The sequence below is a fragment of the Conyzicola sp. genome (assembly GCF_046714715.1).
Classification (GTDB): Bacteria; Actinomycetota; Actinomycetes; order Actinomycetales; family Microbacteriaceae; genus Conyzicola.
In genome coordinates, this window is the sequence record NZ_JBKKAD010000166.1 from 1 (window position 1) to 12,801 (window position 12,801).

Consider the following 12,801-nt stretch of genomic DNA (forward strand, 5'->3'; position numbering starts at 1 on the left):
CCACCCCTCCCCCCCCCCCCCCCCCCCCCTCGCGTGTGATCAATCGAGCGCGGGGCACTAGCGTTGCTGGATGACTTCCCGCGATAAGGTTCGACAGGCGCTCGCCATCTCCCCCATCATCGACGGCCACAACGACTGGGCGTGGGAGTGCCGGGTGAACCGGGGCTATTCGGTCGAGGGCCTGCAGCACGGACTCGCGAGCGACACCGACATCGCACGGCTGAGGGCCGGCGGGGTGGGAGCCCAGTTCTGGTCTGTCTGGGTTGAAGACGTGGTCGCTGGAGAACGAGCAGTGCAGTCGACGCTCGAGCAGATCGACTGGGTGTATCGACTGGTCGCCCGTTACCCCGACGATTTCGCGATCGCCCGCAGCGCCACCGACGTGGTCGAGGCGCAGCAGTCTGGTCGCATTGCTTCCCTGCTCGGGGCCGAGGGTGCGCACAGCCTCAACGATTCCCCGGCCGTGCTTCGGATGCTCGCGCGACTCGGTGTGCGCTACCTGACACTCACGCACACGAACAACACCTCGTGGGCAGACTCCGCCACCGACGAACCCCGCCACGGCGGGCTGTCGGAACGTGGCATCCGGTACATCGCCGAGCTGAACCGTCTCGGCGTCTTGGTCGACCTCTCGCACGTCGCGCCATCGACGATGCACGCCGCCCTCGACGCGACGACCTCGCCCGTGATCTTCAGCCACAGCTCGTGCCGGGCGCTCTCCGATCACCCGCGCAATGTGCCCGATGACGTGCTCGCCCGCCTCGCAGACAACGGCGGCGTGATCATGATCACGTTCGTTCCACAATTTCTCAGCGAGCGGTTCGCGGCCTGGGCCGAGGGCGACATGACTGCGCCGGCTCCCGCCGTGACCATCTCCGACGTGACGGACCACATCGAGCACGCCCGGGCGGTCGCCGGCGTGAGGCACATCGGGCTGGGTGGCGACTTCGACGGCACCGACATGTTCCCGGTCGGTCTCGATGGCGTCGATGGCTACCCGGCACTGCTCGACGAGCTGGCCGGCCGTGGCTGGGGCGTCGACGACCTCGCCGCACTCGCGGGAGGCAATGTGCTGCGGGTGCTCGCCGAGACCGACGAATTGTTCGCCTCGGGCGGCGACGGCACGCCTGCGCTCGAGCTCTAGGCCGGTTCGCGGAGCCGCGGGCCGCCGCTCCTACACCTGCGTGCAGATACTCACGTGGTCGTGGCCATCGATGACGAAGTCCTCGACGAGCCTGAGGCTCCCGGCCTCACCCTCGATCTGGCTGGTGCTCGAGCCGCTCACGTGGGATCCGTCGGCCTTCAGCGTGTGAACGAACTGGACGGTGAGTGTGCGCCCCTGTCGTTCACCGACGAACCGGCCCTCGGTCACGGTGTCTCCCACGTAGTTGCCCCAGATCAGGCCACGGTTGTCGAAATACCAGAACCGCGTCGGAGCCGCCGGATCGACAGCGCTCGCCGTCGACGACTGCATGATGAACTCTGTGCCGTCGAGCATGTTCGACTCCCGTGACTCACTCAACGGGCAGTCGTCCCAGGCCGTCCGCGATCGGTATCGCCGCGAGAAGGCGTTGCGTGTATTCGTGCTTCGGATCATTCCAGACGGATGCCACGGCTCCCGTCTCGACGATCCGGCCGGCCCGCATCACCGCCACACGGTCGGCGACGACACGCACCACCGAGAGGTCGTGGCTGATGAACAGCAGCGACGCGCCGTTCTTGAGCGCCACGTCGCGCATCAGCGTCGCGACCTTGGCCTGCAGCGATGCGTCGAGCGACGCGATCGGTTCGTCGCCGACGAGCACGTCGGGGCGCGCGCCCATGGCACGCGCGATGGCGATGCGCTGCCGCTGCCCACCCGAGAACTGGTGGGGAAACATCGTGGCGGCGCTGCGGTCCATGTGTACGTCGTCGAGTAGCCGGTCGACCGTGGAGCGGTCGTCGCCGGCGATCGCGAGGGCGTCTTCGATCTGGGCACCGACGCGCCGCCGCGGATTGAGCGAGCTGTAGGGGTTCTGGAAGACCATCTGGATGCGCAGCAGTCGGGCGGGCCGCTTGCGCAACCCGAGCGTGCGCACCTCGTCGCCGTCGAAGTCGATCCGGCCCCCGGAGAGCGGTTCGAGGCCGCAGATCGCGCGGGCGAGTGTGGACTTGCCGCATCCCGACTCGCCGACGAGGCCGAGAACCTCGCCCGGCGCGAGGTCGAAGCTCACACCGTCGACCGCGGTGAGCGTGCGGCGTCCCGGGAGTTTGTAGGTCACGCGGGCGTCGGTGACGGAAAGGTGGCCGGCCATCAGTGGGTGTCCGTTCCGGAAAGGCCCGGGATATCGGGCGTGGGCACGCGCGGCAGGGCATCGATGAGCGACCGGGTGTAGTCGCTGCGTGGTTCACGGATGACCTGGTAGCGATCACCCTGCTCGACGACCTCGCCGAAACGCATCACCGTGACGGTGTCGGCCAGCGCCGACATCACGCCGAGATCGTGGGTGACGAGCAGGATCGCCAGGTCGAGACCGTCGCACAGCTCGCGCAGGAGCCGCAGGATACCGGCCTGGACGGTGACATCCAGTGCGGTCGTCGGCTCGTCGGCGATGAGCACCGACGGCTCGCTCGAGAGGGCGATCGCGATCGCGATGCGTTGCAGCTGTCCGCCGGAGAACTGGTGGGGATACTTCTTCAGAGCGGTCGCCGGGTCCGGCACCTTCACCCGCTCGAGCAGCGCGATCGCGCGCTCCTTCGCCTCTCGTCCGGTGATACGCAAGTGGTGCTTCATGCCGTCGGTCAGCTGGCGCTCGATGGTGATCATCGGGTGCAGGCTCGCGGTCGGGTCTTGGAAGATCATGGCCACGTCGCGTCCTCGCAGCGCGTTCATCGCGCGGGGCTTGAGGTGCAGAAGGTTCTCCACCCGGCCACGAGGCCCGTCGAGGGCGATGCTGCCGCCCAGTCGCGAGCCGGCGGGCTGCAGGCCCATGACGGCGAGACCGGTCATCGTCTTCCCAGAGCCCGATTCTCCGGCGAGCCCCGTGATCGAGCCGGCGGGCACATCGATGTCGATGCCGCGGAGAATCACCTTGGGTGTCGCGCGGGCGCCCAGCTCGAGGGTCAGTCCGCGGATCTGGAGTCCGGTCATATCTTCACTCCCTGAACGGCTCCGGCGGTGCGCGGGTCAAGGGAGTCGCGCAGCGCGTCGCCCAGCATGTTGAACGCCACGACGACGGTGAAGATCGCGAGACCCGGGAACGCGGCGAGCCACCAGTCGCTGAACTGTTGCACGCCGTCGGCCACCATCGCTCCCCACTCCGGTGTCGGCGGGGTCGCTCCCAGACCCAGGAACGACAGCCCCGAGAGCAACAGGATGGCGTTTCCGAAGTCGAGGGTTGCCAGCACGAGGATCGGCGCGACGACGTTGGGTGCGATGTCGCGACGCAACGAGGTGAAGGGACCGAAGCCCAGCAGCCGCCCCGCCACGACGTACTCGCGGGATCGCGCTCCGAGCACCATCGAGCGCATGACGCGGGCGTAGCTCGGCCACGACACCAGCAGGAGCGCGATGACTGCGTTGGTGAGGCTCGGCCCGAGCGCCGCCGTCACTATCATCGCGAGGATGATCGTCGGAAAAGCGAACACGAGGTCGGAGAAGCGCATGATGATCTCGTCGAGCCACCGGCCGAAGTACCCCGCGATGGCGCCGAGAACCGAACCGATGACGGCCGACGCGACGACGAGGAAGAGAGCGAGCGGCAGCGAGATGCGCGCGCCGTACAGGGTGCGGGAGAACACGTCGCGACCGAGCGCGTCGGTTCCGAACAGGTTCTCGCCGCCCGGAGGCTGCAACCGTTCGAAGCTCTGCGCGAGCGGGTCGAAGGGCGCGATGAACGGAACGAAAATGGCGACGAGGAACCAGGCCGCGATGATCGACATGCCGATGACGGCCATCGGGCGACGGTAGGCGGCCGGAAGGCGGGGCCGGGGGCGCCGGGGGCGGGCTTCGTCGAGGATGCTGGCGGCCGCAGCATCCGTCTCCAATTCGAGACGCGACTCGCTGTTCGTCATTGCACACGCACCCGAGGATCGATGACGCCGTAGACGACGTCGATGAGGAAGTTGGTCACGATGTAGACGACGCCGACCACGAGGCCGACTCCCATCACCGCGGGGAGGTCGAGAGTCGTCGCCGACTTGTACGCGTACTGGCCGATGCCGCCCCAGCCGAAGACCTGCTCCGTGAGCACGGTGCCCGAGAGCAGGGAGCCGAACGCGAGGCCCACGATGGTGAGGATGGGCAGGGAGGCGCCGCGCAGGATGTACCGGAACACCACCGCCGAGGGTCGGAGGCCCTTCGCCCGCGCCGCGAGCACGTACTCCTGACCGAGCACGTCGAGCACGGCCGAGCGGGAGAAACGCAGCAGCAGACCGACCGTGTACAGGATGAGCACCGATCCGGGCAGCACGAGGTGAGCCAGCGCGTCGCCGAAGGTGGCCCACTGCCCCGCGAGCAGGGAGTCCACCGTGTACATGCCCGTCACGTGCGGCGGGGGTTGGAGTGCCGCGCTCAGGCGCCCGGTACCCGGCGCCCAGCGCAACTGGTAGAAGAACACGTAGAAGGCGGCGAGCGCCAGCCAGAACGTGGGAACCGAGATACCGATGAGGCTCACTGCACGGAAGAGCTGATCGGAGAGGCGGTTCTGGCGCAGCGCCGCCCACGTGCCGAGTCCGACGCCGATGATGATCGAGAACAGGATGATGAACAGCGCGAGTTCGGCGGTCGCGGGGAACGCGACCGAGAGGTCTTGCAGCACCGGATTGTTCGTCTGCGTCGAGTTGCCCAGATCGCCGCGGAACAGGTTGGTCACGTAGACGACGTACTGCGTGACGAGCGGCTTGTCGAGCCCGCGCGCCTCGCGGTACGCCGCCACGATCTCCGGGTCGCTCGCCGCGCGCTCGCCGAGCGCTGCCTGCGCGGGGTCGGCGGGAACGAGATTCGCGAGCGTGAACGTGACGAGCGTGACTCCGAAGATCAGCAGGATGCTGATGCCGGCACGTACGAGGATGTAGCGGGCTAGCGGGTGAAGGTGCCTGGACCGCTTGTCGGTGATCGTGTCACTGACAAGCGGCCCGGGCGCTTCGGTGACGCTGTTACTTGATGTCGGCAATGTCGATCGTCCACACGGGGTTGAGTTCGAGTGATGAGATCTCCGGCGTGGTGACCGCGTACTGGCCGGGCTGCACGATCGGCACGAACGGTCCGCTCGCGTTCGCGGCCGTCTGCCAGGCCTCGTACGCCGAGACGCGCTCGTCGCCGCTGGCTGCCGCGGCGGCGGCCGCAGCCGACGTCACCGCCTCGTCCGTTCCCGCGGCCCAACCGGCACGCAGGCCGAGGGACTCCCCCGGGTTGAAGACGAGGTAGTTCGACGGGTCGGGGAAGTCGGGACCCCAGTACATGATGCCCGACTGGAGGGTGCCGGCACGGAACGCGTCGAGGAAGGTCGAGATGGGCCCGGGGGCGAGCGTGAGCGTGATGCCGACATCCTTGAGCTGCGACTGGATCGCCTCGGCGAGGGTCTGCATCTGCAGGCCGTTCACTGTGATGTCGTTCGGGTAGGAGAAGGTGACCTCTTCGCCGTTGTAGCCCGACGACGCGAGAGCCTCCTTCGCGGCATCCAGATCGAACACATTGGACGGGTCGGACTCGAGCGCGCCCGTGAAGATGGAGGGAACCATGCCACCCGGCTGAACGGCGCCCTCTCCCGCGATCGACAGGATCGTGTCGTAGTCGATACCCTGGCGGACGGCCTTGAGGAAGTCGGGCTGGTTCGTGACGCCCGCGCTCACCGCGGCATCCTGGTTGAACCAGGAGTAGATGAGGTACGGCGACACGTTCTCTACCACGTTCACGTCGTCGCCCATGTCGGAGACCTGGTCGGCGTTGAGGTCCAGAGCGATCTGGGCGGCACCGGCCTGCACGTTGATCTTCTGCGTCGCGCCTTCCACGTTCTCGAGCACGACCCTGCTGTACGCGGGCTTGTCACCGGCGTATTCGGGGTTCAGCGTGAGCGTCACCTTGGTCGTGACGCTGTACGCCTCGAGCATGTACGGGCCAGATCCGGCGGACGTCTCGTTGAGGAACGCCTCGGCATCGTCATCGGCTCCGGTCGAGCCGCCGTTCGCCAGCAGCACCTTCGAGTTCACGATTCCGAGCGACGGGTTCGGGAGGATGAAGGGGAGCGCCGGGTTCGGCGTAGCGCTGGTGAGGGTGACGGTGTCGTCGCCGGTCTTCTCGACGGTCACCCCGTCGAGAAGGAACGACGGGTTGCCGGCGATGCCCTGCACCCGCTGGTAGGAGAAGACGATGTCGTCGGCGGTGACCGGCGAGCCGTCCGAGAACGTGTGTTCGCCGTCGACGGTGAGGGTGAGGACGGTGTTGTCGTCGTTCTCCTCGTAGGTCGCGATGCCGGGTACGACGGTGGTCACGTCGCTGCCCTCGAAGTCGAGCGCCGTCTCGTAGATCGCCTTGTCGACGATGCTGCCGGTGAGCTCGAACGCGCGGGCGGGGTCCGTCGTCTTGAGGTCGAACGACTTGTCGATGACGAGCGTCTTCTCACTCGTGTCGCCGGAGCCGGCCGGAGACGCGGAACATCCGGATACCGCCAGCACCGAGGCCAGTCCGATGGCTAGAAGCGCAGGTGCCCTCAGGCGGTTTGTCAACATGTCGTTACCCTTCACGCGTGGTTGTGTTGCTGAAGTTATACGCGCCGGACGTTTCCGACTCGTTTCGCCTGAGAGGCGCCGTGATGTCATAGAACGCTCTTCGACAAACGGTGGATCGTCACCGCGCCCACCGCGGCGAACGGATGCAGCGGATCGGGCGCCCCCGAACCCGTCGGGCCGCCCAGCCGGGAGTGCCCGACGGCGCTGAGCACCGCGAAGGCGTCGCCCTTGGTCCAGCCGTGGTCGTCGACGAGGAAGGCGAAGAGGTCTTCGTAGCCGCGCCGGATGCTCTCCTGCACCGGGTCGCCCAGACCGACGAAGATCCACTCGTCCGCCGTCTCGATGCGGGGCGCACGGAGCGGCATGTCGTGCACGAGGTCGACGCTCACGACGGCCACGCCCTCCGCCTCGATCGCGATGAACGACGACTCCCCCTCCGCCATGATGGCGTGGATGTCGCCGATCGAGAGGAGTGCACCCTCGACCATGACCGGGAGGTAGACGACCGAGCCGGGCCTGCACTCGGTGACGTCCATGTTGCCGCCCTGCCCGTAGGTGGGCATGATCGTGGAGTTGCTTCCCGCCGCAGGCGCTGTGCCGATGCATCCGATCATCGGGCGAGGCGCGAACACGTGCCTGTCGGTCACGTGAACGCCCGCCGCGTCGATCGGCACCTGGCGGGTGAACATCTCGTCGCCCATCACGTGCTGCAGTGCGCCGGAGCCGGGGAGGCTCACCGACCAGCCGTAGTCCTTCAGCCGGATGTCGTGGATGGTGACGGCGAGCGTGTCGCCCGGCTTCGCACCCTCGACGTAGAGCGGCCCGGTGACCGGATTGATCTGCGCGGTGAGCTTGGCCATGTCTTTGTGCTCGTGCAGTTGGACGTACACCTCGTCGCTCGTCTCGAAGGCGATGCGCTCGCCCGTGCCGGGGGCGATTCGCAACGCGGGCGTCTCGTCGGGCGAGAAGTGCGGCTTGCCGTGGGTCTTGTCGAGGAAGTGCTCCATGTCTCAGAGGCTTCCGCGCTCGCCGGTGGCCGGAACCTCGACGGGGCCGTTCGCGTCGTCCCCACCCAGCTCGGTCGTACGGCCGGTGCTGCGGTAGTAGAGGAACACCCCCGCGCCGATGACCAGCCAGACGATTCCGCCGACCTTCGCCTCGACATTCGCGTTGAGCAGCACGTAGCCGATGATCAGGAAGCCGACGATCGGCACGACGAGGTGCAGCAGGTAGTTCTTCGACTTCTTGCGCACGATGTAGTGCACGATCACCGAGAGGTGCAGCATCATGAATCCGAACAGCGCCCCGAAGTTCACGAGGGATGCGATGAGGTCGATCTGGCCGACGAAGAACAGAACGAGGATGGCCGAGAGCACCGACACCACGAGGATGGCGGCCTGCGGCACCTGGCGCTTGTTGATCCTGCTCAGGAACTTCGGCAGCTGCCGGTCGCGGCTCATCGAGTAGAGCAGTCGCGACGTGGCGGCCTGGGCGGCCATGGCGTTGGCGATTCCGACAGCGAGCACATTGACCACGAAGAAGGCCGTTGCCCAGCCGCTGCTCGATGCGGCCTCGACGAGGTCGAAGAAGGCATTACCCACCTCGTCGTCGCTGAACGACTCGCGTCCGGCGGCGAGGGCGCTCGCGAGCCAGGTCTGCAGCACGAAGCAGAATGCGACGATGGCGAGCGCGATGATCATGGCCTTGCCCGCCGCGTTGCGACGGCCGGTGGACTCCTCGGCCATGGTGGAGATGCCGTCGAACCCGAGGAAGCTGAGCACGGCGATGGAGAGAGCGGATGCGATGAGCGGGCCGCTGACCTTGCTCGCGTCCCAGATGGGGTCGGTGGTGAACTCGGCGCCCGGGATGGTTCCCCCGTTGAGCGCGGTGACCGCGATGATCACGAAGATGACGATGAAGACCACCTCGATGGCGAGGAAGACGCGGTTCATCCGTTTGATCGAGCTGATGCCGAGCAGGTTGACGACGGTGTTGATCGCGACGAAGATCAGTGCCCACATCCAGCGCGGCGTGCCGGGGAAGATGCCGATCATCGACTCAGCAGCGAATACGTAGAGCAGGGTCGGGATGAGCAGGTAGTCGAGCAGGATCGCCCAGCCGGCGAAGAATCCGGCGGTCGGGTGGATGCCGCGGCCCACGTAGGAGAAGACGGAACCGGCCAGCGGGATGGACTTGGCCATCTGCGCGTAGGCGAGCGCCGTGAAGATCATCGCGATGAAGCCGATGAGGTAGACGAGCGGCACCATGCCGCCAGAGGCGTTGTAGACCGTGCCGAAGATGGCCCACGGCGCGATGGGCACCATGAAGATGAGGCCGTAGATGAGGAGGTCGGCCGTAGAGACCGAACGCTTCAGCTCCTGCTTGTAGCCAAACGATTCCAGCTGAGCTTGCGCACTCAATTCCTCGGCGCGCTCGTGATGATGTGCGGTGGTCATCTTCGGATCCTTCTCTTCAGGTGGTGGTGGGGGGTCGTGGGAGCGCGGGAACGTATCAGGCGTCGTGGCGGGCGAGGAACTCGGCGATCACCGCGCGGAACTCCCGCGGCTGCTCGAGGTGGGTGCAGTGGCTCGCGCCGGGGAAGACGTGCGCGGCGACATCCTGGATGTTCTCTACGAAAGGAGCCCAGGTGGCGGGAGTTGCCTCGTCGTCCTCCCCCGCGACGACGAGGGTGGGAACGTCTATCAGGTGCACGCGGTCGACGATCGTCCAGTCCCGCAGCGTTCCGACGATGTGGAACTCGTTCGGCCCGTTCATCGTGTGGTAGACGGTGGGCTCGGCCTCCATCTGCTGCTCGCTCTCGCGGAAGTCGTCGGGGGTGGGCACGACCTTGCAGACGTGACGCTCGTAGAAGACCTCGGTGGCGCGCAGGTACTCGGGGGCGCTCGTCGTTCCGGCCGCCTCGTGCGCGCTCAGGGTCGCCTCGACCTCGGCGGGCAGCTTGGCCCGCAGCTCCGCTGCTCCCTCGACCCACAGCTGCATCGACGCCGGCGAGTTACAGATGGCGAGCGCCCGCAGACCGTCAGGGCGACGAGTGGCGATCTCGGCACCCAGCATCCCGCCCCACGACTGCCCGAGGAGGTGGTAGTCGGTGAGGCCGAGGTGCTCGACGACGTTCGTGAACTCGTCGACGAAGAGCTGCGGGGTCCAGAACTCCGCTGGGGCGTCGGGCAGGTGCGTGCTGTTGCCGCAGCCGAGCTGGTCGTAGTGGATGACCCGCCTGCCGGTCTCCGCGAGCGCCTCGAGGTTGCGCAGGTAGTTGTGCGCCATTCCGGGGCCGCCGTGCAGAACGATGAGCGGCAGGGCACCCGCGCGGGGCTCGTCCGGCTCGGTGATGCGCACCCATGTCTCCCACGCGCCGAACGGGATCATCCGCGTAGAAACATCGGGCACGGCGACTCCTGGGTGGACTGCATCGCACCCGGAGATTGCGTCCGGGTGAATGATCGGCTGAAGGTTCGCCAATACTGGCCGACGCAATGGTCTCTGATCAAGACCAAAACTAATGACTTAACATGGTTGACACATAGCGGCACCCGCACGGGGTGGCCGCACCCGTCGAAGGGGCAGCCATGGCATCGGTGAAGGCCGCTCTGAGCACACCCCTCGCCACCGCCTCCCGCATCGACGAGCTCACCGACCGGCTCGTCACCGCCATCGCCATCGGCGAGTACCTTCCGGGCTCGAAGCTGCCGTCGGAGCGCGACCTGGCCGCGTCGCTGAGGGTGGGCCGGATGACCGTGCGCGCGGCGATCGCCCGCCTCGTCGACCGCGGCCTGCTGGAAACCCAGCGCGGACGCGGGGGCGGCTCCTTCGTCACGGAACAGTGGTCCGAGACATCCAGCGCTTCGGTCCAGCGCACGCTGTCGGCAAAATGGGGATCGCTGCGCGACACCTGCGAAGCCGTGAGCAGGCTGCACGGCACCATCTCCCGAGCCGCTGCGGAGAACCGCGACGATCACGACGTGGCGACGCTCCGGAACCGCCTCGCCGACTTCCGCAACGCGGAGTCGGGCCGCGAGTCGCAGCACGCCGACGAGCTGCTGCACCTCGCCATCTTCGCCGCGTCACACAGCGATACCCTCACCGGCGTTCTGCGCGAACTCGAATCGGCGGTGAGCATCGTCGCACCCGCCCACCTGTGGGGCGCCCCCGAAGGCATGCGCGCGATGGAGGCGCGGGCCCTGGCGGATCACGAACGGCTCGTCGACGCGATCTGCGACGGGCGGGCGGATGATGCGAGCCGCATCGCACGCGAGCACGCGCGAATCGACCTCGAGTTGCTCGAGGCAGCTTTGCTCAAGGCCGGGGTGACGGCGTAGGCCTCTAGCGCCCGCCGCCGATCTTCCTGTCGCGCTGCGCGACGCCGGCACTGCCGTACGGGTAGTCGTCGGCGCGGGGCGCGCTGGCGTCCGACAGCCGGGCGATCTCCGAGTCGCTCAGCTCGAGGTCGGAGGCGCCGAGATTGTCGACCAGCTGGTCGACCGTTCGGGCGCCGAGGATGACGCTCGTCATAGCCGGTCGGGTCAGCAGCCACGCGATGGCGACCTGCGACGCGGTGGCGTCGTGGTCTCTCGCGATCGCCTCGACCGCGGCGAGGACTGTCCAGGTGCGTTCGTCGGCGTTGCGAGCCTCCCACGCCTCCATGCCGCGCTTCGGGTCTTCTCCGAGGCGTGACGCCCCGGTCGGGGGAACGTCGCGTTCGTATTTGCCGGTGAGCCACCCGCCGCCCAGGGGCGACCACGGCAACAGCCCGACGTTCGCGTCGATCGCGGCGGGAACGACCTCGTGCTCGATATCGCGCACGAGCAGGCTGTACTGTGGCTGCAGCGTCACGGGCGGTGCAATGTTGAGGGCGGCGGCCCGGTGAACCGCCTTGGTCAGCTGCCAGCCCAGGTAGTTCGAGAACCCGTAGTAGCCGATCTTCCCGGCGGTCACCGCGTCGTCGAGGAAGGTCAGCGTCTCGTCGATCGGGGTGAGGGCGTCCCAGGCGTGCATCTGGTACAGGTCGATGTGGTCGACGCCCAACCGTGTGAGGGAGGCGTCGAGCGCCGTGCGGAGGTGGCGTCGCGACAACCCCAGGTCGTTGGGGCCGTCGCCCATCGGGAACCGTCCCTTGGTCGCCACGACGATCTGCTTCGCCGCCTCGGGATTCGCGGAGAGCCAGCGGCCGACGATCCGTTCCGACTCCCCCGCGCTGTAGACATCGGCGGTGTCGATGAAAGTGCCGCCGTTATCGACGAACGCGTCGACGATCGCGTGCGAGGTCGCTTCGTCGGCTTCCGCACCGAAGGTCATAGTTCCGAGCGTCAGCTCCGACACGATCGCGCCCGAGTTTCCGAGATTTCTGTATTTCATGACTCAGTCTTGATTCGCGTGACCGGTCGGGTCGTATTCGAAGGGCTCGTCCAGCTCGCCCACGTCGTCGGGCCCGCCCGTGCCCGGCAGAACCTTGACATCGTCGGGATCCAGCTCCGGGTCGTCGAATGCCTCGCTCTCGGCCACGGGTTCGCCCTGTTTCGCCTCCATGTCGCGCTCGTTGGTGTCCTGGTATCCGTCGCCCGGTGTTCCTGGTGCTGCTTCGCCATGTCTGCTCATCGCTCCACCGTAAGCAGGCGGCGCGGTGCCGATAAGCCATTGCGTCACACGGCTCGAGGGGGTAGCCGACAGTTCCGTGACCGGATGTTCACACCGAATGGGATTCCCGCCCTGATGCGGGCCAGCGCTTTAGTTCTGCACGTGGCTTAACGACGAAACGCCCTCCCGAAGGAAGGCGTTTCGCGTGCCTGTGTCGGGCTGACAGGATTTGAACCTGCGACCCCCTGGAGGGCGCAGGCCCTGTTCTTGGTCCTTGCCGAATGTCTCCGAAAACCCTCGGATTCCCTTATGTTTACAGGGAACCGGGCGGTTCGCTAGCTTCGATTGTACGCGGTCACGTCGAGTCGGTCACGGTCGTTTTTGATGGGTTTTTGATGGGTAAATGATGGCCATTTGAACCGTTCTTGGCGCTATCGATGTGGTGATGCTCGATGCGCTCGTCACGAAAGCCGCCGGCCGACACGGGTCGCGAGTGAC

At 67.0% G+C, this 12,801-nt stretch carries 13 protein-coding genes; 2 read left to right on the forward strand and 11 right to left on the reverse strand.

Annotation, left to right across the window (positions count from 1 at the left end; all coding sequences use genetic code 11):
- Positions 1 to 70: 70 nt before the first annotated feature.
- A complete protein-coding gene (locus ACLQ6X_RS12305) occupies positions 71 to 1,144 on the forward strand; it encodes a dipeptidase (protein ID WP_411700442.1) in 1,074 nt (357 codons plus the stop codon).
- 30 nt (positions 1,145 to 1,174) lie between these two features.
- Here ACLQ6X_RS12305 and ACLQ6X_RS12310 read toward each other — a convergent pair whose 3' ends face one another.
- The 9 genes from ACLQ6X_RS12310 to ACLQ6X_RS12350 form a co-directional block, all read right to left on the reverse strand.
- Positions 1,175 to 1,498, reverse strand: a complete 324-nt coding sequence (locus ACLQ6X_RS12310) for a hypothetical protein (protein ID WP_411700443.1) — start codon at positions 1,496 to 1,498, stop codon at positions 1,175 to 1,177.
- 16 nt (positions 1,499 to 1,514) lie between these two features.
- Positions 1,515 to 2,261: an ABC transporter ATP-binding protein gene (locus tag ACLQ6X_RS12315; RefSeq protein WP_411700444.1), complete on the reverse strand. Its 747-nt coding sequence runs from the start codon at positions 2,259 to 2,261 to the stop codon at positions 1,515 to 1,517.
- Positions 2,262 to 2,293: 32 nt separating this feature from the next.
- Positions 2,294 to 3,130 (reverse strand): ABC transporter ATP-binding protein, encoded by an 837-nt coding sequence (locus ACLQ6X_RS12320; protein WP_411700445.1) that lies wholly within the window; start codon positions 3,128 to 3,130, stop codon positions 2,294 to 2,296.
- Complete coding sequence (locus ACLQ6X_RS12325; protein ID WP_411700446.1) at positions 3,127 to 4,053, reverse strand: ABC transporter permease; 927 nt, start codon at positions 4,051 to 4,053, stop codon at positions 3,127 to 3,129. Before ACLQ6X_RS12325 ends, ACLQ6X_RS12320 begins: the two co-directional genes overlap by 4 nt.
- Positions 4,050 to 5,153, reverse strand: a complete 1,104-nt coding sequence (locus ACLQ6X_RS12330; protein ID WP_411700447.1) for an ABC transporter permease — start codon at positions 5,151 to 5,153, stop codon at positions 4,050 to 4,052. The genes ACLQ6X_RS12325 and ACLQ6X_RS12330 overlap by 4 nt, the downstream gene beginning before the upstream one ends.
- Positions 5,137 to 6,708, reverse strand: a complete 1,572-nt coding sequence (locus ACLQ6X_RS12335; protein ID WP_411700448.1) for an ABC transporter substrate-binding protein — start codon at positions 6,706 to 6,708, stop codon at positions 5,137 to 5,139. The genes ACLQ6X_RS12330 and ACLQ6X_RS12335 overlap by 17 nt, the downstream gene beginning before the upstream one ends.
- An 86-nt stretch (positions 6,709 to 6,794) precedes the next feature.
- Positions 6,795 to 7,715 (reverse strand): acetamidase/formamidase family protein, encoded by a 921-nt coding sequence (locus tag ACLQ6X_RS12340; protein WP_411700449.1) that lies wholly within the window; start codon positions 7,713 to 7,715, stop codon positions 6,795 to 6,797.
- A 3-nt stretch (positions 7,716 to 7,718) separates the two neighbouring features.
- A complete protein-coding gene (locus ACLQ6X_RS12345) occupies positions 7,719 to 9,164 on the reverse strand; it encodes an APC family permease (protein WP_411700450.1) in 1,446 nt (481 codons plus the stop codon).
- Positions 9,165 to 9,219: 55 nt separating this feature from the next.
- Entirely contained in the window at positions 9,220 to 10,119 is a 900-nt protein-coding gene (locus ACLQ6X_RS12350) for a proline iminopeptidase-family hydrolase (protein ID WP_411700451.1), read from the reverse strand.
- A gap of 179 nt (positions 10,120 to 10,298) precedes the next feature.
- Between ACLQ6X_RS12350 and ACLQ6X_RS12355 the strand changes: the two genes are divergently transcribed.
- Positions 10,299 to 11,048 carry a FadR/GntR family transcriptional regulator gene (locus tag ACLQ6X_RS12355; protein WP_411700452.1) on the forward strand — a complete coding sequence of 250 codons (750 nt, stop codon included), beginning with the start codon at positions 10,299 to 10,301 and terminating at the stop codon, positions 11,046 to 11,048.
- A 4-nt stretch (positions 11,049 to 11,052) separates the two neighbouring features.
- Here the strand turns inward: ACLQ6X_RS12355 and ACLQ6X_RS12360 are convergent, their stop codons facing one another.
- Positions 11,053 to 12,084, reverse strand: a complete 1,032-nt coding sequence (locus ACLQ6X_RS12360) for an aldo/keto reductase (RefSeq protein ID WP_411700453.1) — start codon at positions 12,082 to 12,084, stop codon at positions 11,053 to 11,055.
- 3 nt (positions 12,085 to 12,087) lie between these two features.
- The gene (locus ACLQ6X_RS12365; RefSeq protein ID WP_411700454.1) at positions 12,088 to 12,324 is read right to left on the reverse strand and encodes a hypothetical protein; all 237 of its coding nucleotides are present in this window, start codon (positions 12,322 to 12,324) and stop codon (positions 12,088 to 12,090) included.
- Positions 12,325 to 12,801 lie beyond the last annotated feature (477 nt).

Bases quoted from the DNA above. Each gene is read 5' to 3' on its own strand.
- ACLQ6X_RS12305 (WP_411700442.1), top strand. From the start codon at position 71: ATGACTTCCCGCGATAAGGTTCGACAGGCGCTCGCCATCTCCCCCATC.
- ACLQ6X_RS12310 (WP_411700443.1), bottom strand. From the start codon at position 1,498: ATGCTCGACGGCACAGAGTTCATCATGCAGTCGTCGACGGCGAGCGCT.
- ACLQ6X_RS12320 (WP_411700445.1), bottom strand. From the start codon at position 3,130: ATGACCGGACTCCAGATCCGCGGACTGACCCTCGAGCTGGGCGCCCGC.
- ACLQ6X_RS12325 (WP_411700446.1), bottom strand. From the start codon at position 4,053: ATGACGAACAGCGAGTCGCGTCTCGAATTGGAGACGGATGCTGCGGCC.
- ACLQ6X_RS12335 (WP_411700448.1), bottom strand. From the start codon at position 6,708: ATGTTGACAAACCGCCTGAGGGCACCTGCGCTTCTAGCCATCGGACTG.
- ACLQ6X_RS12340 (WP_411700449.1), bottom strand. From the start codon at position 7,715: ATGGAGCACTTCCTCGACAAGACCCACGGCAAGCCGCACTTCTCGCCC.
- ACLQ6X_RS12345 (WP_411700450.1), bottom strand. From the start codon at position 9,164: ATGACCACCGCACATCATCACGAGCGCGCCGAGGAATTGAGTGCGCAA.
- ACLQ6X_RS12355 (WP_411700452.1), top strand. From the start codon at position 10,299: ATGGCATCGGTGAAGGCCGCTCTGAGCACACCCCTCGCCACCGCCTCC.
- ACLQ6X_RS12360 (WP_411700453.1), bottom strand. From the start codon at position 12,084: ATGAAATACAGAAATCTCGGAAACTCGGGCGCGATCGTGTCGGAGCTG.
- ACLQ6X_RS12365 (WP_411700454.1), bottom strand. From the start codon at position 12,324: ATGAGCAGACATGGCGAAGCAGCACCAGGAACACCGGGCGACGGATAC.